This is a genomic window from Bacillus sp. JJ864 (assembly GCF_036963045.1).
Taxonomy (GTDB): Bacteria; Bacillota; Bacilli; order Bacillales; family Bacillaceae_G; genus Bacillus_A; species Bacillus_A pseudomycoides_C.
The window spans coordinates 41,555-62,314 of the sequence record NZ_JBALLY010000001.1; the positions used below are offsets into that span (position 1 = coordinate 41,555).

Annotated in this window: 25 protein-coding genes; 9 read left to right on the forward strand and 16 right to left on the reverse strand. The window is 36.1% G+C overall.

Features of this window, described 5'->3' with window-relative positions; all coding sequences use genetic code 11:
• Position 1 precedes the first annotated feature (1 nt).
• Both V7024_RS00250 and V7024_RS00255 read right to left on the reverse strand, forming a co-directional pair.
• Entirely contained in the window at positions 2-367 is a 366-nt protein-coding gene (locus V7024_RS00250) for a GNAT family N-acetyltransferase (RefSeq protein WP_335514021.1), read from the reverse strand.
• 473 nt (positions 368-840) lie between these two features.
• Positions 841-1,278: a peptidylprolyl isomerase gene (locus V7024_RS00255; protein ID WP_335514024.1), complete on the reverse strand. Its 438-nt coding sequence runs from the start codon at positions 1,276-1,278 to the stop codon at positions 841-843.
• 208 nt (positions 1,279-1,486) lie between these two features.
• Between V7024_RS00255 and V7024_RS00260 the strand changes: the two genes are divergently transcribed.
• Positions 1,487-2,353 (forward strand): DUF1002 domain-containing protein, encoded by an 867-nt coding sequence (locus V7024_RS00260; RefSeq protein ID WP_335514027.1) that lies wholly within the window; start codon positions 1,487-1,489, stop codon positions 2,351-2,353.
• Between the two features lie 30 nt (positions 2,354-2,383).
• Here the strand turns inward: V7024_RS00260 and V7024_RS00265 are convergent, their stop codons facing one another.
• The 12 genes from V7024_RS00265 to V7024_RS00320 all read right to left on the reverse strand — a co-directional run bounded on the left by V7024_RS00265 (position 2,384) and on the right by V7024_RS00320 (position 11,444).
• Positions 2,384-3,190: a Cof-type HAD-IIB family hydrolase gene (locus tag V7024_RS00265; RefSeq protein WP_438824423.1), complete on the reverse strand. Its 807-nt coding sequence runs from the start codon at positions 3,188-3,190 to the stop codon at positions 2,384-2,386.
• Between the two features lie 91 nt (positions 3,191-3,281).
• A complete protein-coding gene (locus tag V7024_RS00270; protein ID WP_335514032.1) occupies positions 3,282-4,754 on the reverse strand; it encodes a spore germination protein in 1,473 nt (490 codons plus the stop codon).
• A complete protein-coding gene (locus V7024_RS00275) occupies positions 4,732-5,310 on the reverse strand; it encodes a stage V sporulation protein AE (RefSeq protein WP_335514035.1) in 579 nt (192 codons plus the stop codon). The genes V7024_RS00270 and V7024_RS00275 overlap by 23 nt, the downstream gene beginning before the upstream one ends.
• A 5-nt stretch (positions 5,311-5,315) precedes the next feature.
• Entirely contained in the window at positions 5,316-5,666 is a 351-nt protein-coding gene (spoVAE, locus tag V7024_RS00280; RefSeq protein ID WP_098914585.1) for a stage V sporulation protein AE, read from the reverse strand.
• Between the two features lie 3 nt (positions 5,667-5,669).
• Positions 5,670-6,683, reverse strand: a complete 1,014-nt coding sequence (spoVAD, locus tag V7024_RS00285) for a stage V sporulation protein AD (RefSeq protein ID WP_335514040.1) — start codon at positions 6,681-6,683, stop codon at positions 5,670-5,672.
• Between the two features lie 37 nt (positions 6,684-6,720).
• Positions 6,721-7,176 (reverse strand): stage V sporulation protein AC, encoded by a 456-nt coding sequence (spoVAC, locus tag V7024_RS00290; protein WP_098914589.1) that lies wholly within the window; start codon positions 7,174-7,176, stop codon positions 6,721-6,723.
• An 11-nt stretch (positions 7,177-7,187) separates the two neighbouring features.
• Complete coding sequence (locus V7024_RS00295) at positions 7,188-7,604, reverse strand: stage V sporulation protein AB (protein ID WP_335514045.1); 417 nt, start codon at positions 7,602-7,604, stop codon at positions 7,188-7,190.
• Entirely contained in the window at positions 7,597-8,217 is a 621-nt protein-coding gene (locus V7024_RS00300) for a stage V sporulation protein AA (protein ID WP_098914601.1), read from the reverse strand. Before V7024_RS00300 ends, V7024_RS00295 begins: the two co-directional genes overlap by 8 nt.
• 91 nt (positions 8,218-8,308) lie before the next feature.
• The gene (sigF, locus tag V7024_RS00305) at positions 8,309-9,067 is read right to left on the reverse strand and encodes an RNA polymerase sporulation sigma factor SigF (RefSeq protein WP_335514049.1); all 759 of its coding nucleotides are present in this window, start codon (positions 9,065-9,067) and stop codon (positions 8,309-8,311) included.
• A gap of 12 nt (positions 9,068-9,079) precedes the next feature.
• Positions 9,080-9,520 (reverse strand): anti-sigma F factor, encoded by a 441-nt coding sequence (gene spoIIAB / locus V7024_RS00310; protein ID WP_020059410.1) that lies wholly within the window; start codon positions 9,518-9,520, stop codon positions 9,080-9,082.
• Positions 9,521-9,871, reverse strand: coding sequence for an anti-sigma F factor antagonist (gene spoIIAA / locus V7024_RS00315; RefSeq protein ID WP_098914605.1), 351 nt, complete (start codon positions 9,869-9,871; stop codon positions 9,521-9,523).
• A 388-nt stretch (positions 9,872-10,259) separates the two neighbouring features.
• The gene (locus V7024_RS00320) at positions 10,260-11,444 is read right to left on the reverse strand and encodes a D-alanyl-D-alanine carboxypeptidase family protein (protein WP_335514053.1); all 1,185 of its coding nucleotides are present in this window, start codon (positions 11,442-11,444) and stop codon (positions 10,260-10,262) included.
• Between the two features lie 166 nt (positions 11,445-11,610).
• Here V7024_RS00320 and V7024_RS00325 point away from each other — a divergent pair, with 166 nt between their 5' ends.
• From V7024_RS00325 to V7024_RS00350, 6 genes are read left to right on the forward strand one after another with little or no spacing between them, the layout of a single operon-like run.
• The gene (locus V7024_RS00325) at positions 11,611-12,030 is read left to right on the forward strand and encodes a GntR family transcriptional regulator (RefSeq protein ID WP_335514056.1); all 420 of its coding nucleotides are present in this window, start codon (positions 11,611-11,613) and stop codon (positions 12,028-12,030) included.
• Positions 11,996-12,877: an ABC transporter ATP-binding protein gene (locus V7024_RS00330; protein ID WP_335514059.1), complete on the forward strand. Its 882-nt coding sequence runs from the start codon at positions 11,996-11,998 to the stop codon at positions 12,875-12,877. The genes V7024_RS00325 and V7024_RS00330 overlap by 35 nt, the downstream gene beginning before the upstream one ends.
• On the forward strand, positions 12,867-13,949 hold the full coding sequence (locus V7024_RS00335; protein ID WP_335514061.1) for an ABC transporter permease subunit: 1,083 nt from the start codon (positions 12,867-12,869) through the stop codon (positions 13,947-13,949). The genes V7024_RS00330 and V7024_RS00335 overlap by 11 nt, the downstream gene beginning before the upstream one ends.
• A 48-nt stretch (positions 13,950-13,997) precedes the next feature.
• On the forward strand, positions 13,998-15,056 hold the full coding sequence (locus V7024_RS00340; protein ID WP_335514065.1) for an ABC transporter permease subunit: 1,059 nt from the start codon (positions 13,998-14,000) through the stop codon (positions 15,054-15,056).
• 12 nt (positions 15,057-15,068) lie between these two features.
• Entirely contained in the window at positions 15,069-16,139 is a 1,071-nt protein-coding gene (locus tag V7024_RS00345; RefSeq protein ID WP_335514068.1) for an ABC transporter permease subunit, read from the forward strand.
• Between the two features lie 50 nt (positions 16,140-16,189).
• On the forward strand, positions 16,190-17,236 hold the full coding sequence (locus tag V7024_RS00350) for an ABC transporter permease (RefSeq protein ID WP_335514071.1): 1,047 nt from the start codon (positions 16,190-16,192) through the stop codon (positions 17,234-17,236).
• A 12-nt stretch (positions 17,237-17,248) separates the two neighbouring features.
• Here V7024_RS00350 and V7024_RS00355 read toward each other — a convergent pair whose 3' ends face one another.
• Positions 17,249-17,794 (reverse strand): hypothetical protein, encoded by a 546-nt coding sequence (locus tag V7024_RS00355; protein ID WP_335514074.1) that lies wholly within the window; start codon positions 17,792-17,794, stop codon positions 17,249-17,251.
• Positions 17,795-18,080: 286 nt separating this feature from the next.
• Positions 18,081-18,500, reverse strand: coding sequence for a MarR family winged helix-turn-helix transcriptional regulator (locus tag V7024_RS00360; RefSeq protein ID WP_335514078.1), 420 nt, complete (start codon positions 18,498-18,500; stop codon positions 18,081-18,083).
• A 163-nt stretch (positions 18,501-18,663) separates the two neighbouring features.
• Between V7024_RS00360 and V7024_RS00365 the strand changes: the two genes are divergently transcribed.
• On the forward strand, positions 18,664-19,323 hold the full coding sequence (locus V7024_RS00365; RefSeq protein ID WP_335514081.1) for an SIMPL domain-containing protein: 660 nt from the start codon (positions 18,664-18,666) through the stop codon (positions 19,321-19,323).
• A 134-nt stretch (positions 19,324-19,457) separates the two neighbouring features.
• On the forward strand, positions 19,458-20,747 hold the full coding sequence (locus V7024_RS00370; protein WP_335514083.1) for an NCS2 family permease: 1,290 nt from the start codon (positions 19,458-19,460) through the stop codon (positions 20,745-20,747).
• The last annotated feature ends 13 nt before the right edge of the window (positions 20,748-20,760 follow it).

Sequence of the window (20,760 nt, forward strand, 5' to 3'; positions counted from 1 at the left end):
ATTAATACACGTTCTGTTCAATTTCTTTACATTTCTCACAAAAACTAGATGTTTGGTCATTTCCGCATACCGTAATATCCGGCATCATAATTTGTAATTCTTGCACCATTTTTGTTCCAATTCCAGCATGACGATGTGAAGGATTCACACTAATATGCTGTATTTCTAATACATCCTCTGCTTGTTTTACCGTCCCGATAATCCCAACAATCGCTTCATCTTCTTTCCATAAGTAAAGCTGCCAATTATCAATTTGTTCATAATCCTTCATCGTCGCTTGCAATCGCTTTATATCTTTTTCCATTGGCATAAAAGAAAGAAGTCCCATTGCAATTTTTTCATAACTTTTTTTAAAACGAATTAACATGAAATTTATCCCTTCTTACAAAAGTTACAAATCATATCCCCTTAATCAGCATGTTCATATCATGTCTATTTTACAACATTTCTAACCTACTGAGAAGGCTTGCCTAAAACAACTTTATTATCATACAAAGACGGGCAGAGGAAGTCAAATGTTGATATTCTGTTTATATTATGCTAATAACATTGTATGATTCGTACCCATATAAATAAAAAAACCCTCTTTCTTTTTAAGGGGACGAGAGCGTCTGGCCATGCATAGAAGCAGTCCGGGCCTTTTCCCTGCCACGGGCAATATTTAAAACAAAGGAAGAAAGCAAGTGCAAATCACACTTCCGCATTGTAGCAACTTATATGTTAAAAAATTTAAATGACACAAATAATACGCAATTTCCCATATACGTACCTTTTACTAGTCTTACCTTACAAATTCTTTTAAAATAAAAAAGAGAGAGCACTTTGCCCCCTCTTTACATTTTACTCTTCCCAAACTTTAACTTCTTTCATAACATCGCCTTGACGCATATTTAATACTGTTTCGATGCCGCTTGTTGCTTTTCCGAATACAGTATGAACGCCATCTAAATGCGGTTGTGGTTCATGTACAACAAAGAACTGGCTTCCTCCAGTATTTCTTCCAGCGTGCGCCATAGAAAGTGCACCTACTGTATGCTTGTGAGGGTTACCATCTGTTTCACATGGGATTGAATAGCCTGGTCCACCAGTCCCATTTCCAATAGGGCAGCCCCCTTGAGATACGAAACCAGGAATAACGCGGTGGAATGTTAATTCATCATAAAATCCTTCATTAGCTAATTTTCTAAAGTTTTCTACCGTTTTTGGTGCTTCTTCTGCGAAAAATTCTAATTCGATTTTTTCACCGTTTTCCATTAATATGTATCCTAAAGTTTTCATGTATAACAAGCTCCTTTCAACAATCTCAGCCTTATATTACCACAATCACTGTAATAAACAAAAATATTATTGTGAAAACCTTTATAAAATCCGACAATCCTACTGTTTCTTTCACAAATCATTCTTAAGACGGATGACAAATACAAAAAATATACTATAATTACTTTGTTGCCCGAAAATTTCAGAAAGAGAAAGGGAGCGATTTTTCGTGAAAACGAAATTGTTAGCACTGCTATTAGCTGTAATGGTCTTTTTGATTCCAACAGCTTCATATGCAGACATTATTGAGGGAGAGTCTATTGTTACATTAGGAGAAAATTTATCAGAACAACAAAAACAACAGCTTCTCCAAGAAATGAAAGCGCCAAAAGATGCGCAAATTATTACGGTATCAAATGCGGAAGAACATAAATATTTAGATGGGGTTGTACCAAACGCTCAAATCGGCACGAAAGCAATTTCTTCTTCTATGATTACGTATACAAAAAAAGGATCTGGTCTTGTTGTACAAGCGCATAATATCAATTGGGTAACAGATGCAATGTATACAAACGCATTAATTACAGCAGGTGTAAAAGATGCGAACATTTACATTACAGCACCATTTAAAGTATCAGGAACTGCCGCTTTAACAGGCTTAATGAAAGCTTACGAGACAGCATCGAAAAAAGAAATTCCAGAAGAAGTTAAAAAAGTAGCTAATGAAGAAATGGTTCAAACAGCAAAACTTGGTGACCAAATCGGAAATGACAAAGCTGTACAACTTGTTGCAAAAGTTAAAGAAGAGATTGCAAAAGAACAACCAAAAACAAAAGAAGATTTACGCTCACTCATTAAAAAGATTGCAGATCAGCTTGGAATTACATTAACTGATGAACAACTTGATAATTTAGTAGCACTCTTTGACAAAATGAAAAACTTAAATATTGATTGGAATCAAGTTAGTAACCAATTAAATAAAGCAAAAGAACACGTTTCAGCGTTTCTAGGTTCTGAAGAAGGTCAAGGCTTTTTAGATAAGGTAAAAGGCGTATTCTCTAGTTTTATTGATTTTATTAAATCACTATTTAAGTAATAAAAAGCTCGTTTATAACGAGCTTTTTTCTTATGCTAACAATGGTAGTTTCATAATCGCTTCTTTTACTGAACGAACAACATGACTCGCTTTTTCTTTCACATATGGATGAGCGTGATGCAGTGTAAAAGAATGCGGCGTCACAGAAAACATGGAAACATCATTAAAAGAATCTCCAATACACGCTACTTCATGCGCTTCAACTTGTAAATGTTCCATTAGAAGCTGCAGTGCACTTCCCTTACTAATCCCTATTGGCATAATATCCACGTATCTTTTCCCTGAAATTACGACTTCTGCCTCGCCTTGAAACTCGTTTCGCAACTCTTGATCTAACATTGTAATTTTTTCTTCTTCCCCATAAACAAATAATTTTGCCGGATGAATAGTTTGTCCGAACTCTTCCTCTAACGCCTCTATTTCTGTGATTTTCCCTTGAATATATTCTTCAAACATACGATGATGTTCATTTTTCTTTTTTGTATATCGATGCTCTTTTGCACATACAATATCCGCCAACTTTTTTTCATGTATATATCTATATATTTCCCGGGCAACCTCTCCATCAAAAGTTGATTCGTTTAACATTTCTCCTTCTTTCGTAAATAAAACGGCGCCATTTAATCCTGTTGTATAATAAGGGAAAGCGAATTGTTTCACAACAGCGTGAATGCGGTGGGTAAAACGACCAGAAGCAAAACAAATATTTGTACCTTTCTCTGCTAACCAGCATAATGCTTTTTCATCGTCATGATGAATCCGATTCATGTTATAAACGAGTGTGTCATCTAAATCGCTAACAAATAACTTAATCATGTAATCTCCCCTTCCATACATCATATGTACTTCTAGTGTACAAAAGAAATGTTATGTTTTTGTTAAAACCAGATAAATTTATAACAAAAATGAGCAGAATTTATTCTTCTGCTCATTTTTGCCTCTTTATATTTTGAGGATGGACGATGCTAGGACGTACCTTTAAACTAGAAATAGATGGGCGAATTAAAATTTTCACCAATGCTCCCCAATCAAATGGAAGAAACGGCCAAAGGTATGGCGTTTGTAAACTTCTAATAGATGCTAAAAATAAAATTAACAATGTCATTCCGACAACAAATCCTATTTCCTGAAATAAAGCAGTACATACAATAAGGAATAATTTCCCTATTTTATTCCCTAATCCCAATTCATAACTTGGCGTTGCATATGATCCAATCATAGAAATGGCAGTATATAAAATAACTTCCGGTACAAATAGACCGACATTGATTGCGATTTGACCAATTAATATAGCTGAAATTAACCCAGCTGCTGATGACAGCGGCGTTGGTGTATGGATTGATGCCATCCTCAGAAATTCCAGCCCTACTTCCGCTAAAATAATCTGCAAAGCAATTGGTATATTAGTCACTTTATTCGGTCCAATAAACGCTAACTTTTCTGGTAATAAAGCAGGATCCATTACAAATGCAAGCCAAAGCGGCAATAAGAACAGAGAAAATACAACTCCTAGAAAACGAACCCAGCGTAAAAATGTTCCAACGGCAGGATTTTGCCGAAACTCCTCTGCATGCTGTACATGATGAAAATATGTTGTCGGTGTAATAATTGCACTAGGAGAAGTATCTGTCAAAAGTAAAACGTGTCCTTCTAACAAATGATTCGCAGCGACGTCCGGTCTTTCTGTATAACGAATAAGCGGAAAAGGGTTGTAGCCTTGTTTCACAAGAAACTCCTCAATTGTTTTATCGGCCATTGTTACACCGTCGATTTGAATATTTTCTATCTCTTGCTTTATTATTTTCACCAAATCAGGATTCGCAATATCTTGTATATATGCAACGCAAAGATCTGTGTGTGACCGCTCTCCCACCCGGATAATTTCGTGTCGCAAACGAGGATCACGAATACGTCTCCGAATAAGAGCTGTGTTTACAATAATATTTTCAACAAATCCATCGCGCGCACCTCTAACAACTTTCTCTGTATCCGGCTCTGTCGGAGTTCGTCCTGGATAGCTGCGAACATCGATTACAAATGCTTCTGTCTCTCCCTCAACAAAAATAACGATTAAACCTGATAAAACTTGCAATATAACATCATCCATCGTCTTTACTTTACTTACTTGCTGATGAATAAGACGATTTTCTAACAACTTTACCATACCTTCTCCATACCTTTGTATTTCATTCGTATCAATAGCCTCTTCGAGAATGTGTATGATATAGTTCGTATCACATAAACCATTCACAAACAAAACACCAATTTCTTTATCTAAAATATGAAATTTACGAATTCCCACATCAAAGGTAACGCCAAGTCCAACTGTTTGCTTCAAATAATTTTCATTGTCACTTAAAAATGAAGAAATTGGTATACTAGTCTTTTTTGTGTTGGTCATAAAACCCACTCCTTTCTAAAATTAATTGAATTGCTTTTTTTGTAATTGGCGACCCACGTTTCCAGTCATCATTGCCGTACATTTTCCCAATATCACCGATTCCAACAATAATCGGAACATGTAATTGATCTAAACAGTAAACGGTATCACCGTTTATTCTTCCTATTTCAATATCCGCCAATCCAAATTTATCAACGCCATATTCAGTTAATCGCCCTTCTCGATCGACACTTAGATCAACACGTGTCCATTCCCAATGATGCGTATTAGAAGCAACAGCTAACACGCCAAGCACATCGATTTGTTTATTCGTTGCCACATATTTTAATGCTTTTTCTCCTGATCCTTCCCCAATATATCCACTATCATCAAACATAACAAAAACCGGGTCATGTGGTGTTTGCATGATAAGCTCAACAATCTTTCTCCCCGTTAATTTCGTTGGATTACTTTGCGTGGCCGAAATGCATCGTCCACCAAATTCTTTTGCCAGTAACTCGATTGTTCGCTGTGCATATTCATCTCCGTCTGTCACCAAAATAACCCTTCTTCTCATCTTATTTATCCTTTCGGTTTAAAAATAAGTGCTGCTAAAAATGCAAACAAAATCGCTGCTGAAATTCCAACAGATGTTAACTTAAACATTCCCATTCCAATCCCAAGATAACCATGCTTTTCTGCTGCTTCCATCGCACCATGCAATAAAGAATGACCAAAACTTGAAATCGGAACAGTCGCTCCCGCTCCTGCAAACTGAATCAGTTTGTCATAAATGCCAAAACCATCTAAAATAGCACCAACTACTACGAAGATCGCCATAACATGTGCAGGTGTTAATTTCGCAAAATCTAACAGGAGTTGTCCGACAACACAAATCGCTCCCCCAACTAAAAATGCATATATAAATTCCACATATTACACCCCTTTTATTCTTTCAAATACGATACCGTGTGCAATCGTTGGAATCGATTCTTTTTGTTGAATCATAATCGGATTTAACAAAGCACCTGTTGCCACGACAAAAATCCGCCCCAAATTCCCCTTGTTCATTTCTTTCATTAAATGTCCATATGTTACAACTGCGGAACAAGCACAGCCACTTCCTCCCGCAAATACTTGCTGGTCATCCCTATAAATCATTAAACCGCAATCATTATAAACATTCCCTAAATCATAGCCTTCATCTAACAAAAGTTGCCGCGCAATTGGTGTTCCAACTCCCGATAAATCACCTGTCACAATCAAATCGTAATCTACAGCACTTCTGTTTAAATCTTCAAAATGCTGCCTAATTGTATGGGCTGCAGCGGGGGCCATTGCAGCTCCCATATCAAACGGATCTGTTATACCTAAATCTTGAACTTTTCCAATAGTTGCTGATGTGACTTTAATTGCACTTCTTTCCCGACTAATTAAAGCTGTACCAGCTCCTGTAACAGTATATGTCGCTGTAGTTGGCTTTTGCCCTCCATACTCTGTTGGATAACGAAATTGCCTTTCAGCAGTGGCATTATGACTACTGACTGTTGCTAACACGCGATTTGCAAATCCACCATCAATAAATGCTGCGCCAACAGCTAGCGTCTCCATCGAAGTCGAACACGCTCCAAACATGCCTAAAAATGGAATCGAAAGCTCTCTAGCAACGTAATTTGCCGTAACTGTTTGATTTAATAAATCTCCAGCTAAAAAAAAATCAATATCAGATGCTTGCATCTTTTCTTTTCGCAATGCTTGTTGAATCGACTCTCTCATTAACCTTCTTTCCGCTAACTCCCAGCTCTCTTCTCCGCAATGCAAGTTATCATATGTAATATCAAAGCTATCTCCAAGCGGCCCCTTTGCCTCATCCGGTCCAACAGCCGTACCTGTCGCATTCACATATACATCGTTTTGAAATAGCCACGTTTGTTTCCCAGTTAATCTCATCTACCTTCTCCTTTACTTACATAAGATGAAACTTCCATCATTGGAGGAGCTTCCATGTATACCGAATGAGACCTACAACATACGCCCCAACAACTCCAAATACAATTACACTTCCAGCAATTTTGAACATATTTGTGGCAATTCCAAGAACAATTCCTTCGCTGCGATGCTCCATTGCTGCACTCACCATTGCATTTGCAAATCCAGTAACCGGGATTGCTGACCCAGCTCCTGCAAATTGGCCAAGTTTATCATATACACCAAGTCCTGTTAAAATAGCCGACAGTAATATTAGCGTTGTGATTGCCGGATTTCCCGCATTTTTCTCCGTAAAATCAAAATAGTGTATATACATCTTCATCAAAGCTTCACCTAATGTACAAATAAGCCCTCCCACAACAAAAGCCTTCATACAATTCATCATATAATTAGGTTTTGGATGATACTCTTTCACGTTATTCGTATAATCATCCTTTAATTTATGCAGCGCCATTGACATACCTCCTATTTCACAAAATAAATCCAATGAAATAAAGATCCTACCACCTTACCAAGAACAAGTGCGATAAGAAGAATAACAATTTTCCCATCAACCCCAACACGTTTCGCTAATATTGGAAGTACATTCAGCACTTCTGTTAAAGCAGCAGCAAGCATTCCGATAAATGTGCCGCATAACAATCCAAGGAGTAAAAGCCAATACGGTGAAGCCAGCAATGTAACATCACGTAAACTGCACCACGTACCGCTTAGTGCACCGCTCACAACAGCCCATTCATAATATGGCACACGATGACCACTTTTCGTTAACTGAGCGAGCCTTGGAATCATACCTAATACAGTTAAAAATGCAACGTATCCTCCTCCAACAGCAATGCCACCAGCAAATCCAATAAAGATTACCCCAATACATTCAATCATTTTGGATGTTCTTTATCATTTCTTTGTTTTCGTTCATCATTACATATTGATCGAGAGATTGCTGGTATTGGAACATTTCAACTTCTAATGGGCTTGGTTCCTCATTAATACGCTTTTGAAATACGTGATTAAAAAAAAGAATCATTCCAAGTCCAAGCCCTAACGAATATGGGATTTGAAATAAAAGTGGCTTTTGGTTATTTTCTCCTGTAATCATGTAATACAAACGTTGATGCACTTGCTGCATACTAACGTCTTCATGAAAATAAATAATTGCAAGAGCCGCCCCGACAAACAGTAATAACCACACCATTCCAAAAAAAAATGGATTTACTTGTTTTTTTTCGTATACAATTTCAACAATCGTTTGTGCTGAACCGAGCAAATTAATTTCTAAACTGCTAGAATACTGCCAAATAGCCTGAATCACTTTCATCACATCAATTACAACATGCGTTTTATCTTTCTTTGTAATTTTGTATATAACCTGTCGTTTTATCTCATCTACAATACGTGACTCTCCAACTACTTGTGCAACGTCACCAATTTTAATCTCATAAGCAGGCGACACTTGTAGACGATTCCTCATCTTTACATATATCGTTTGCTCCACTCCAATCACCTCTTAACTATTCCTCGTAGTTGTAGTATGGATATTGGAAATTTTTCTAATACAACTTTTTTAAAATAAAAAAACGAATAGACTATTCGCCTATTCGTTCTTTCATTTGCTTTAATATTTTCTTTTCCAGCCTCGATACTTGTACTTGAGAGATCCCTAAACGCTCTGCTACTTCCGATTGTGTCTGGTCTTTATAATACCGCAAATAGACAATCAACCGTTCACGCTCATCTAATTCACGAATTGCTTCTTTTAACGCAATCTTATCAAACCACTTTGTTTCAGAGCGATCCGCAATTTGGTCTAAAATAGTAATAGGATCACCATCATTTTCATACACCGTTTCATGTATCGACGATGGTGTCCGACTTGCTTCTTGCGCCATTACAACTTCTTCTGGCGTTAGTTCTAACACCTCTGCTATTTCGGTAATTGTCGGTGCACGGCCATACTCTTTTGATAATTCATCTTTCATTTTACGAATTTTATTTCCCGTTTCTTTTAACGAACGACTTACTTTCACTGTTCCATCATCACGTAAAAAACGCTGAATTTCTCCAATAATCATTGGAACTGCATATGTTGAAAACTTTACATCAAAAGATAGATCAAATTTGTCGACAGATTTTAACAACCCAATACAGCCAATTTGAAACAAGTCCTCCGGCTCATAACCGCGATTTAAAAAGCGTTGTACAACGGACCAAACAAGCCTCATATTATTTTGAATAATTAAATCTCTCGCTCCTTGATCGCCCTGTTGACTTCTTTTAATTAATGCTTTTAATTCCTGATCCTTTAACTGCCCTTTTCCTTTTTCACTTCTGACCTCTATGTCCATAGGCAATTCTCCTTAATTGCATAGAGCGTTACTTTTTGATAGATGCTTCGTCAAATGGATCGTTGTCCCGAAAGATTCATTAGAAATAACCTCTACTTCATCCATAAAATTTTCCATAATGGTAAATCCCATTCCAGAACGCTCTAATTCGGGTTTAGTTGTAAAAAGGGGTTGCCTTGCTTCATCTAAATCTAGAATTCCAATCCCTTCATCACGAATTGTTAACTTTACCATACCATCTTCCAAAATAACCGTAATATACACAATGCCATCTGAATTCCCTTCATATCCATGAATAATGGCATTCGTTACTGCCTCAGACACGACGGTTTTCACTTCCGTTAACTCTTCCATCGTTGGATCAAGCTGCGCAATAAAAGCGGCAACTGTAACGCGAGCAAACGATTCATTTTGACTTAATGCAGAAAATTGAAGGTTCATTTCATTTCTCATCTATGCCACCCCCAATGTTGCGAGCGCATGCGCTTCATTTTCTTCTAAACGAATAATTTTAAATAGCCCTGACATCTCAAATAAGCGCTTTACAGCAGGCGAAATTGCACAAACAACCATTTCGCCGCCTAAACTTTTGACATGTTTATATCTTCCTAATACAACACCAAGGCCAGAACTATCCATAAATGCTAATTGTTCTAAATTTAAAATAATATGATGAACATGATGCGTCTCAATCATATCAGTTACTTTCGCTCGCAACTCTTCGGCAGTATGATGATCCAGCTCGCCTGCTAAACGAACACATAAGACGTCACGCTTTACTTCTAAATGGATGGAAAGACTCACTCTTTTTCCTCCTTACATTCAAAATTCGCGTATACACGCAAAATATATAAGAAGTTTTTCTCTAAAAGAAATGTAGAATCCTTCTACCTGACAAAAGAAGTACTATTTCGTCATAAAAAGAACCTTCTATATAAATCCAAATTAAAAAACCGACATAAAACCATTCTTTTTCGGTGGGCGAGAGCATCTGGCCATGCATAGAAGCGGTCAGTGCTCTTTCCTGCCACATACAAGGTAAAACAAAGGGAGAAAGCAAGTGCAGGCTCCTTTTCTTCTGCATAGCCGCAATCTATATTTTGAAAGATGAAAATGGATTCATATAGAACCATCTCTCACTATCGAAATCACAGCAAAATAAACAAAAGAGAAAGCGGCAACTATATTGCCGCTATTTCGATGTCGAAAACATCCCAAAACTTCGTTTAAATAACTCCCACCAGCTCGCTGCTGCAACATCTTCTTTTGCAACAATTGTTTGTTTGAGTAGCACTTCATTCCCTTTTTTAATAACAAGTGTACCTAAGGCATCTCCTTTTTTAATTGGAGCTTTCACCTTCTCCTCAGCAACTACTTCTTTTTTTATATTCTTCATTGTTTCTCCTTTTTTCATTAGAAGGGAAACATTTTCAGAAGCTACTAAGTCGACTGTTTCTTTTTTTCCTTTTCCTACTTTTACCGTTTGAATTTTTTCACCTCTTGTATACATCTTTTTCGTCATATATTGACTAAATGCATAATCAAGAAGCTTGGTTACTTCCGCATTTCGTTCCTTTGATGTTGGAGAGCCCATAATGACAGAAATGACACGCATCCCATTGCGTTCTGCCGATGCTGTTAAACAATATTTTGCTTCTGTTGTAAATCCCGTTTTCACACCGTCAACACCTGGATAGAAACGGACAAGCTTATTTGTATTTACAAGCCAAAATTTCTTATCCGTATCTTCACGTAAATAATCTTCATATTTCCCTGTATATTTACGGATTAATGGGTATTTCATCAATTCCTTTGCCATAACGGCCATGTCATATGCCGTTGAATAATGATCCTTTGCCGGAAGACCTGTTGGATTTTGAAAATGAGTATTTTTTAGTCCTAAATCTTTTGCTTTTTTATTCATCCTATCTACAAATCCTTCTTCTGATCCAGCAATGTGTTCAGCAACGGCAACTGATGCGTCATTTCCAGATGCTATGGCAATGCCTTTTAACATTTCATCGACTGACATCTCTTCACCAGGTTCAAGGAAAATTTGTGAACCTCCCATAGAAGCAGCGTGTTCGCTTGTTCTCACTTTATCTGTCAGTTTTAATTTTCCTTTTTCAATTTGTTCCATAATGAGTAACATGGTCATAATTTTTGTCATACTAGCAGGCGGCAACTTTTCATTTGGATTTTTGTCAAACAAAACTTTCCCTGTATCCTGCTCAATCACAATTGCTGACGATGCTTGTTCCGCTAGCTTTGGTTTTGTTTCCGCTTCCACTTCTTTTTTCTCAGACTGTGCAAAACCAACTGGAACAGCGGAAAGCAATAACATGAAACAAACAAGTATTCCTATTAATCGCTTCATGACTAACCCTCCATTCTATATCACACCTATTTTTTCCAAACGAAGGGGTTTTATACCATAATTTTCTAAAAATATGATTGACAAATGATAATGTACTATATATTGTATTAAGTGTATTACACCTATTAGTACACTCATACTTTTTATTAGAAAGGAGACTTTGCTCTTGCACATTCAACTAGATCCAAGAAGCAACACTCCGATATGGGAACAAATTGTTCATAATGTTAAAGAGCTAATTCTAAGAGGGATGCTCGAATCTAGCGATAAACTCCCTTCCGTTCGTGAACTTGCCTCTTCACTTGTAATTAATCCGAACACAGTGAGTAAGGCTTATCAAGAATTAGAGCGACAAGGAATTATCGAAACGCTGCGCGGCAAAGGAACATTCGTCTCGCAATCCATTACTCCCGCACAAGATGAAAGGAAAATCGCTATGGTAGAAAAACAATTCCATCAATTGTTACTAGAAGCTTCGTATCTTGGTATTTCAAAAGAAAAAATTCACGATTGGATTGATTCATACTATAAAGAATTAGGAGGAAATACGCATGTTAAAGGTGACGAACATAAAGAAAACAATTGATAATCAAACGATATTAGAAGATATTTCATTTACTTTACAAAAAGGGAGCATTGCTGGCTTACTCGGAAGAAACGGAGCCGGAAAAACAACATTATTACGGACACTCGTTGGAATCTTAAATCCAGATGAAGGCACTGTTACCTATAACGAAGTTGACGTGCACAAACACCCTGAAGTGAAACAAACATTTGTATTTGTTCCAGACTCTACAAATGTATTAAGCGGATATACAGTAAAAGAAATCGTAAAATTCTATAAAGCAGTCTATCATAATTTCAATGCAGACTATTTTTATGAATTACTAGAGCGTTTTAACTTACCAAACAAACGCATTCGCAGCTACTCCCGCGGAATGAAAGCATTATTAGCAATAATCTTAGCCTTTTCTACTGGCGTAGAATACATAATTTTAGATGAGCCAACAAACGGACTCGATCCAATCGTCAAAAGACAAATTCTACAATTTTTAATTGAAGAAGTAGCAGAACGCGAAATTACCATTCTCATTTCGACGCATCACTTAGATGAAATTGAAAAAATCGCAGACACAGTCATCATTTTAAAAGATCATACAATCGCATCGATTACAGCTTTAGACGATACAAAATCACGATATGCAAAAATTCAAGTCGCTTATGAACGTTCACTACCACAAAAGCTAGAAAACTTAAAGAATGTGAAAGTATTACAACAAACCGGAAAAGTATACACCGTTTTAATCGAAGGCAATGTATCAACTACGTTAGAAAAATTTCATAAAGAACAACCGCTCTTATTAGAAGAATTACCAATGTCACTTGAGGATGTATTTGTTACAGCTTTTGAGGAGGGGTCACATGTTTCATAAGGCGTTGTGGATGCGGACGTTTAAACAGGGGAAATATGTACTGCTACTCTTTTGGTTAAGTAGTTTATATATACTTCCTTATGCATATTATAGTGCTGCACAATCACAGCTTCGACAGTCGAAAATGAAATGGGATGATTATGTATATTATTATTCCTATTCTTTTCAAATAGATGAACCTATCCTAATACAAGGCATTGTGCTCATCGCACTCGCTTGTGTTTTAATTGGATGGGAACGCAACAATCAATCAGCGGATTTTCTTTTCTCTATGCCTTTTAAGCGAAAAGATATTTTTCTGACAAAATGGTTGTTTGGTGTTTTTAATATTGTAATCGTAAATTGTGTTTGCTGGATTAGTATGTGGGGAATTAAAAAAGTATCTTTTCATAATGCTTATCAGGATTTTAGTCCGTTTCATACTTATTTTGTCTACCTAACAATTGTGCTAATTGCTATTTATACATTCTCTTTATTCATTGGAACAATTACTGGAAATATTTTTTCACAAGGCACTTTAACTGCGGTCATTTTATATCTTCCGTACGGGTTAATTTTATTAGTGTCTGGATTTATTTTTGTTCATACTGGAGGGGCAACCGAAGATAGGTATAAAATTGAGAGTAAAACTAGATATTACTTAGAACAAGTAAGTATCATTGCACCGTTCCATGAATTTCATATTAGTTACAGCTACCATCCTGAAATGAAATTTGATCGTGACGGTCATAAAATCTCGGAATCACCTACCGTAGACCCTATGGAGAAAACATGGATTCCACCTGTTTGGAAATTGCTAAACCCATTCGTTTATATAATTCTATTTTTACCATTAGCGATCATTTTATATACACGCTCTCCTAATGAACAAAACGGAAAAATCCTATTGTTTCCACAGCTACAGAAATGGTTTATTGGCTGTACAGTCCTTTGCTTTGCATTACTCGCTGGACGAACATTTGCAATAAATGCTTTATGGATTTACTATATAACGTTTTTAGGAGCAGGATTTATTAGTTATATGATTTTAACTCGCTTACTAAAATGGAAGTTTTCTTTTAATGGAAGATAGCGATATTTCTAATCACGAAGCGAACACATACAAATAGAGGTGAATTACATGTTCCATAAAGCATTATGGATGCGAAACTGGAAACAAGGGAAATATATTATATTGCTATTCTTTTTTAGTTGTCTCTACTTTTTTCCATACGAATATTATCAAGCAGCAGAGCAACAGCTTAATTCTTATCATAAACTTCATACGGAAGGAAAATTCTATTATGAATATACTTTTTATTCCTCTAATAGTTTTTGGATAGCCTTTATTGTAATTATTTTAGGATGTCTTTTAATAGGTTGGGAACGTAGAAATCAATCTGAGGATATGCTTATGGCCATGCCGTATAAGCGACGTGATATTTTCTTATCAAAGTGGCTCTTTGGAGTGGTTCATATTGCAGGTTCTCTTTTCATAAGTTGGATATTTATGTATCTCATTTATAATTCAACAATTCACTTTGAATATCAATCATTTTATCCATTTCACCGATACTTTCTCTATGCAATTGTTTCGTATATAGCAATCTATACAGCTACCTTATGTATTGGAACATTTACAGGGAGCATTATTTCACAAAGTATCTTTAGCATCACTTTTTTAATTATGGGGTGTAGCGTATTTTCACTAGGACTCTCTTTTCTAACTACTCATTGGAATGCAATTGACAAAGAAAGTTATGGGAAAAGGGTTGACACAATTTATGAACTCAAAGACAAAACAAGTATTTCCGCTCCTATAAACAAATTTACTATTGGTTACGATTATGATCCAAAACATCGTCGTACTGATGATACTGAAAATACTCTAAAAGGTCCTGCATTTCATCAATTTTATTCTGCCAAAGCAATGCTGGTTCCTGTCTTTTATGCAATTTGTTGCTTACTACTTGGCACATTTCTTTTTACACGGACACGAAATGAAAATAATATGAAAATCTTTCTTTTTCAAAAACATCGCTTGCTATGGATATGGGGGACTACACTTTACTTTGCTTTAATAGGTGGGCGGGTTTCAAATCCGTTTGGCTTATTATTGAATTACTACGTTGGTTTCTTTTTATTTGGGAGCATCACCTATTTCATACTATCTCGTGTTACCAAATATAAAATTTTTTAAAGGAGCGATCCTATGTTTCAGAAAGCATTATGGCTTCAAACATACAAGCAAAGTAAATATATCATATGGTTATTTTGGCTCGTTAACTTCTATGTATTATCATGCAAATATTATTTAGCCGGTGCAAAACAACTACACTATTTGCATGATAATATGAAATGGAATTATCGTTTTCATTACAACTATATTTTCCCGGAAGAAACTATAGTAATACAAGGGGCACTTGTTATTGTTTTAGGTTGTGTACTCATTGGCTGGGAGCGTCACAATCAATCTATCGATCTCCTTTGGTCGATGCCATTCAAACGAACACATATCTTTCTTACAAAATGGCTTTTTGGTGTTTGTAATATTATGAGTGTTCTAGTATTAAACTGGGGGCTTTTCGCCATTATGAAAAAGACAACTTTTCATAATAAATATCAAGTATTTTCACCGTTTCATTATTATTTTTTATACGCGATCATCATACTCATTGCAATCTACACGTTAACGCTATGTATTGGAACCATTGCTGGAAATGTTGTTTCACAAGGCTTTTTAACTGCAATTGTTCTTATTTTACCTTTCTTATTGTCTATTTTGATTGCTGGATTCGTTTCCGTTCATACGAATAACTCTTATTCTAAAACATACGAACAGGAAAATGCATATATGAATAAAGTTGAAAAACTTACTACATTTTCACCTATGATACATTTTCAAATTTATTTTAATTACGATCCACAGCGTGCCTATACAGATAAAACAGGAAAAAGAATCAATGAGCCTAACTTTAGCTCTATTCCGTCTCCATGGACATTAATAAGCCCTATTCTATATACACTGATTTTATTACCATTAAGTACGTACTTATATGCTCGGTCACCTAACGAACAAAACGGAAAAATACTACTTTTTCCAAAGTTACAAAAGCTCTTTATCGCTTGTACAGTAACGTGCTTTGCCTTACTTGGTGCTCGTTTACTAGGAGGAATCAATTCGCTTGGAAGCTATTATATCGGTTTTCTAGGCACAGGAGTTATCACTTATCTCATTCTATCTCGTCTGTTAAAATGGAAATTTTCTTTCTTAGGAAGATAACGATACTGTTTTAACCAATAAAAATACACGTATAAATTGAGGTGAATTACATGTTCCATAAAGCATTGTGGATGCGAAACTGGAAGCAAGGCAAATATGTCATTATATTATTCTGGCTTAGTACATTATATCTCTTACCATATCAATATTATAGAGACGCGCTGTACAGAGCTAAGTATTTACGTGAAACGACAGATACGTATTATTCCTATCATTTAAGCGGAGAAAATCCTATATTCTTCCCTGCTCTACTTTTAATTGGATTAGCTGTCATATTAATAGGCTGGGAGCGTCATAATCAAACAAATGATTTTTTATGGTCTATGCCATTTAAACGCTCGCACTTATTTTTATCAAAATGGTTGTTTGGTACGATTCATATTGTCAGTACACTAAGTATAAATTGGATTCTTATGTATATTGTCTACAACACAACGATACATGCCGAGTATCAGTCCTTTACGCTATTTCATCTCTATTTCGTGTATACGATTATTACACTGATTGCTGTATACACATTAGCACTTTTTATTGGAACGATTACAGGAAATATAATCTCACAAGGAGCACTAAGTTATATTATGGTAGTGTTTCCTCTCTATATTTTTCAACTTGCGTTTCCGCTCTTTGCGTTGCATGTTGAATTATCACAAATAGAATATAATAATGTTTATAATAAAAGTTCCGCGTATACAGAAAATACAAGTGCTGTAGCTCCACTTGTTCATTTTACAATTGACTACGCTTATGATCCAAATAGAGAAAATATACAAGCAGGACCTGCTTATCACCATATTCCGTCTGCATGGACACTATTAAGTCCGGCAATTTATATACTTATTTGTCTGCCACTAGGAGCCTATTTGTATGCACGTTCACCTAATGAACAGAATGGAAAGATATTGCTATATCAAAAACTTCATATCTATTTCTCAATATGTACTTCTATTTGTTTCGGACTTCTTGGCAGCGAAGTGTTCACTGATGGCAGTAAATCTATCCCACTTCACTATATGTATTTTATAGGATTTGGCATTTTGACATATGCTATTTTACAATGGGTGTTAAAACATAAACTTTCTTTATATGCAAAATAGCCTCCTCGGAGGCTATTTTATATTCTTTCTTCTTTCACTATAATTCTTCTCTTCGTCTGTCCCAAATCCATCGTGGTTTGTCACAATTTGATCGGTCGGTGCGACAATACTTTCGGCAATTTTCCAATCTCCATACTCTTGTACAAACACTTGTAAGAAGTAGTTCGTTCCATTCATTTGATATGTGTTTTCTTTTTTCACATCATACTGCACAGCTAAATAGTATACTTGTACATTTTCTTTTCCGAATTTTGATACATATTGAGAAACTCGTGGCATATAAATTGAAGCTTTCGTTAGCGACATTTGTTTTATACCGACGAGAGATGAATGCTTTATATTATGTAAAGTATTTTGATGATGAACGCGATCATTATGATGAAATAATACAGACGTTTGCATCGAACGTATCCATAACTTTGAATATAAAACAGGTTTATGATTTGAGATATATTCCAGTTCTTTTTGGACAATTTGATTTGGAGACGCTGCACGTATCTCAGTGCCGTAACATAATAAACATATACCGATAATGCCAAAAAAAACAATACGCTTCATTGTCTGCCTCCTATTCCATGTACGTAAAGTATAGGAATATAGGCCCTTTTTTATGCAATATATAAATCCATTTTATTTTTTGACATATAAGTAGCTGTTATGCAGAATACAGTATGACCTGCGCTCATAAACCTTGCATGTGGCAGAAAAAGGATCTGACCGCTTCTATGCATGGCCAGATGCTCTCGCCCGCCTAAAAAAAAGAGGGTTTTATGTCGATTTTTTAAATTTGTATTTATATATTTACACATAAAAAAATAGAAAAGCAAACTTTGCTTTTCTATTTTCATAGGACTCTATCAAAGAGCTCTAATGCCATTTCAATTTCTTGGTCGCTCCAGTCCTGAAACTTCTCTCTATAGTATTCTTTTCGAACATTTTCCAGTTTTTCAGCAACTTCTTTCCCGCTATCGGTGATTTCTAAATACACAATGCGCCTGTCTGAATTAGATCGCTTTCTTATTACAAGGCCCTTACGAGCAAGACGATCTGTAACTGCTGTAATATGACTGGATGTAACATTCACTTCACTTGCAATTTGCGATGCCATCTGCGGGCTTTTCCAATATAACGCTCGCAGTACAGAAAACTCATTCCATGGCATATATTCAGAAAAAAGTTCATTAATATCAGTTTGTAATAAGCGAAGCATTCTTCGAAAGGAAGTAGATAAGTTTAAAATTAGTGCTTCTCGTTTTTCGTTCAATGTTCTCGATCCTTTTTTATAATATTTACACATTATTATAATGCATGAATACCATAATTGTATATGTTTTCTTTCTACTTAGATTTTCTATATATATTTCTAAATTTAAGGAAAAAATGGACTTCCTTCTTTCATATAAATAAAGAAAGGAAGGTGAACAGTCATGCAAATGGGTATACCCCCCTATCCACATGAGTTACGTAATGGCAAAGAAGCAACGATTACTGTACAAGGTGAAGGCGTTGTAAAAGCAAAACCGGATGTTGTCGTACTTACAATCGGTGTTCGTACTGAAGATCAAAATATAAAACAGGCGCAAGCAGAAAACGCTGCTCTTTCCACTAATTTACTTGCTTCTTTAAAGCAGCTTGGAATTACAGAGCAAAATATTAAAACACTTTCTTACACGATTACACCGCAGTATGAATACGTGAACGAAAAGCCTGTCTTGCGAGGTTATCAAGTTGAGCATTTATATGAAATTATTGTACTCAATGTCCAAAAAGCAGGCGAAGTATTAGAAGCAGCAGTAGCAAACGGAGCTAATGTCGCCAGAGGACTTGTATTTCGCGTTTCTGCACCGAATGCTTACTACAAACAAGCATTAGTACTTGCTGTGCAAAACGCGCAAGAAAAAGCAAGGACAATTGCTAGTACATATAATCTAAATATAAATCCCGTTCCTTTGTCTCTCGTTGAAGAGTCTTCTCATATGCCGCGAGAATTTGTTGCTTATTCTACTGTTCATGGCGGTGCTCCCCCTATTCAATCAGGCGAAATAGAAATCATTTCAACTGTACGTGCTGTTTTTACCTATATGTAATTATATATCTAGCAAAAAAGAAAACGTTCTCATTTAATTGTTGTAAAAAACTATTGTTTTGTTATAATAATAGACGGTGAACCTTACATAAGGATATCACGGGTGGGAGAGGGATATGAAAAAGAAGGTTTAACATGAAAGGAATTCTTGAAAAAACATTTAAATTAGACTTACATCAAACATCACCAAAACAAGAAGTGCTCGCTGGTGTAACATCATTTTTCACGATTGTTTATATTATGATTGTGAATGCATCCATTTTATCAGATGCCGGCATTCCTCTTGAAGCAGGAATTTTAGCAACAGTATTCAGCTCATTTGTCGGATGTCTATTGATGGCATTTTGGGCAAATGCACCGGCGATTCTTGTACCAGGTATGGGAGTAAATGCGTTTTTCACGTACACTGCTGTGCATACACTTGGCTTAACTTGGCAAGAAGCATTAGCAGCGGTATTTGTCGCTGGTATTATTTTTATGGTTGCCGCATTTACACCAATTGCTCGCACACTTTCTACCGCAATCCCAAAGTCTTTAAAAGAAGCGATAACGGTTGGTATCGGACTCTTTTTAGCATTTATCGGCTTGCAAAAGGGCGGCCTTGTCGTTGCGAATTCGAATACTGCTGTTGCATTGGGAAAATTAAGTAGTCCAGTTGTTCTAGCAACACTTCTTACTCTTATCGTTGCTTTAGTTTTATTTATTCGTAACGTACGTGGAAACTTTTTGTGGACGATTGCAATTGGAACGGGAATCTCTTGGTTATTTGGTATTGTTGATACAAGTCAAATTGGTAATAGCTCATTTTCATTTGCTAACTATGGTGATGTTTTTGGCGCAATGTCGTTCGGAAAACTGACTTCTTTACCATTTTTAATTGCAACGTTCTCATTGAGTATGGTACTCATTTTTGAAAACATGGGACTTTTGCACGGTTTATTAGAAGATCAGCGTAAATTCCCTCGTGCTTATCAAGCAAATGCAATTTCAGCGATGACATGCGGTCTATTTGGCACGAGTCCAACTGTTTCTACAATAGAAAGTGCTGCTGGTATTACAGCGGGCGGCAAGACAGGTCTGACGTCTATCGTTACTGGCGGATTATTCTTTGCCTCATTATTTGCTTTGCCGTTTGTAAAATTGATTCCAGATAGCGCAATCGCTCCAATCTTAATTATTATTGGCGGTTTAATGATTACAAACATTCAACAAATTCCTCTGAACGATTTTTCAGAAGGATTTCCAGCGTTTTTAATCATTATTATGATTCCGCTCACATATAGCATTGCTGATGGTATTGCTTTTGGATTCATTGCATATCCAATCTTAAAAGTAGCACTTGGTCAACATAAACAAGTTGCAAAACCGCTTTATGTTATCACATGTCTTTTCTTAGCCATGTTTGTGTTACATGCCATTGGCTAAAGCAAAAACGCCG

Bases quoted from the DNA above. Each gene is read 5' to 3' on its own strand.
- V7024_RS00365 (WP_335514081.1), top strand. From the start codon at position 18,664: ATGCAAATGGGTATACCCCCCTATCCACATGAGTTACGTAATGGCAAA.
- V7024_RS00355 (WP_335514074.1), bottom strand. From the start codon at position 17,794: ATGAAGCGTATTGTTTTTTTTGGCATTATCGGTATATGTTTATTATGT.
- V7024_RS00350 (WP_335514071.1), top strand. From the start codon at position 16,190: ATGTTCCATAAAGCATTGTGGATGCGAAACTGGAAGCAAGGCAAATAT.
- V7024_RS00320 (WP_335514053.1), bottom strand. From the start codon at position 11,444: ATGAAGCGATTAATAGGAATACTTGTTTGTTTCATGTTATTGCTTTCC.
- V7024_RS00270 (WP_335514032.1), bottom strand. From the start codon at position 4,754: ATGACCAACACAAAAAAGACTAGTATACCAATTTCTTCATTTTTAAGT.
- V7024_RS00370 (WP_335514083.1), top strand. From the start codon at position 19,458: ATGAAAGGAATTCTTGAAAAAACATTTAAATTAGACTTACATCAAACA.
- spoIIAB (WP_020059410.1), bottom strand. From the start codon at position 9,520: ATGAGAAATGAAATGAACCTTCAATTTTCTGCATTAAGTCAAAATGAA.
- V7024_RS00335 (WP_335514061.1), top strand. From the start codon at position 12,867: ATGTTTCATAAGGCGTTGTGGATGCGGACGTTTAAACAGGGGAAATAT.
- V7024_RS00265 (WP_438824423.1), bottom strand. From the start codon at position 3,190: ATGTATGGAAGGGGAGATTACATGATTAAGTTATTTGTTAGCGATTTA.
- V7024_RS00330 (WP_335514059.1), top strand. From the start codon at position 11,996: ATGTTAAAGGTGACGAACATAAAGAAAACAATTGATAATCAAACGATA.
- sigF (WP_335514049.1), bottom strand. From the start codon at position 9,067: ATGGACATAGAGGTCAGAAGTGAAAAAGGAAAAGGGCAGTTAAAGGAT.
- V7024_RS00255 (WP_335514024.1), bottom strand. From the start codon at position 1,278: ATGAAAACTTTAGGATACATATTAATGGAAAACGGTGAAAAAATCGAA.
- V7024_RS00250 (WP_335514021.1), bottom strand. From the start codon at position 367: ATGTTAATTCGTTTTAAAAAAAGTTATGAAAAAATTGCAATGGGACTT.
- spoVAD (WP_335514040.1), bottom strand. From the start codon at position 6,683: ATGAGATTAACTGGGAAACAAACGTGGCTATTTCAAAACGATGTATAT.
- spoVAC (WP_098914589.1), bottom strand. From the start codon at position 7,176: ATGGCGCTGCATAAATTAAAGGATGATTATACGAATAACGTGAAAGAG.
- V7024_RS00345 (WP_335514068.1), top strand. From the start codon at position 15,069: ATGTTTCAGAAAGCATTATGGCTTCAAACATACAAGCAAAGTAAATAT.
- V7024_RS00295 (WP_335514045.1), bottom strand. From the start codon at position 7,604: ATGATTGAATGTATTGGGGTAATCTTTATTGGATTTGCTGGTGGCATT.
- V7024_RS00340 (WP_335514065.1), top strand. From the start codon at position 13,998: ATGTTCCATAAAGCATTATGGATGCGAAACTGGAAACAAGGGAAATAT.
- V7024_RS00275 (WP_335514035.1), bottom strand. From the start codon at position 5,310: ATGAGAAGAAGGGTTATTTTGGTGACAGACGGAGATGAATATGCACAG.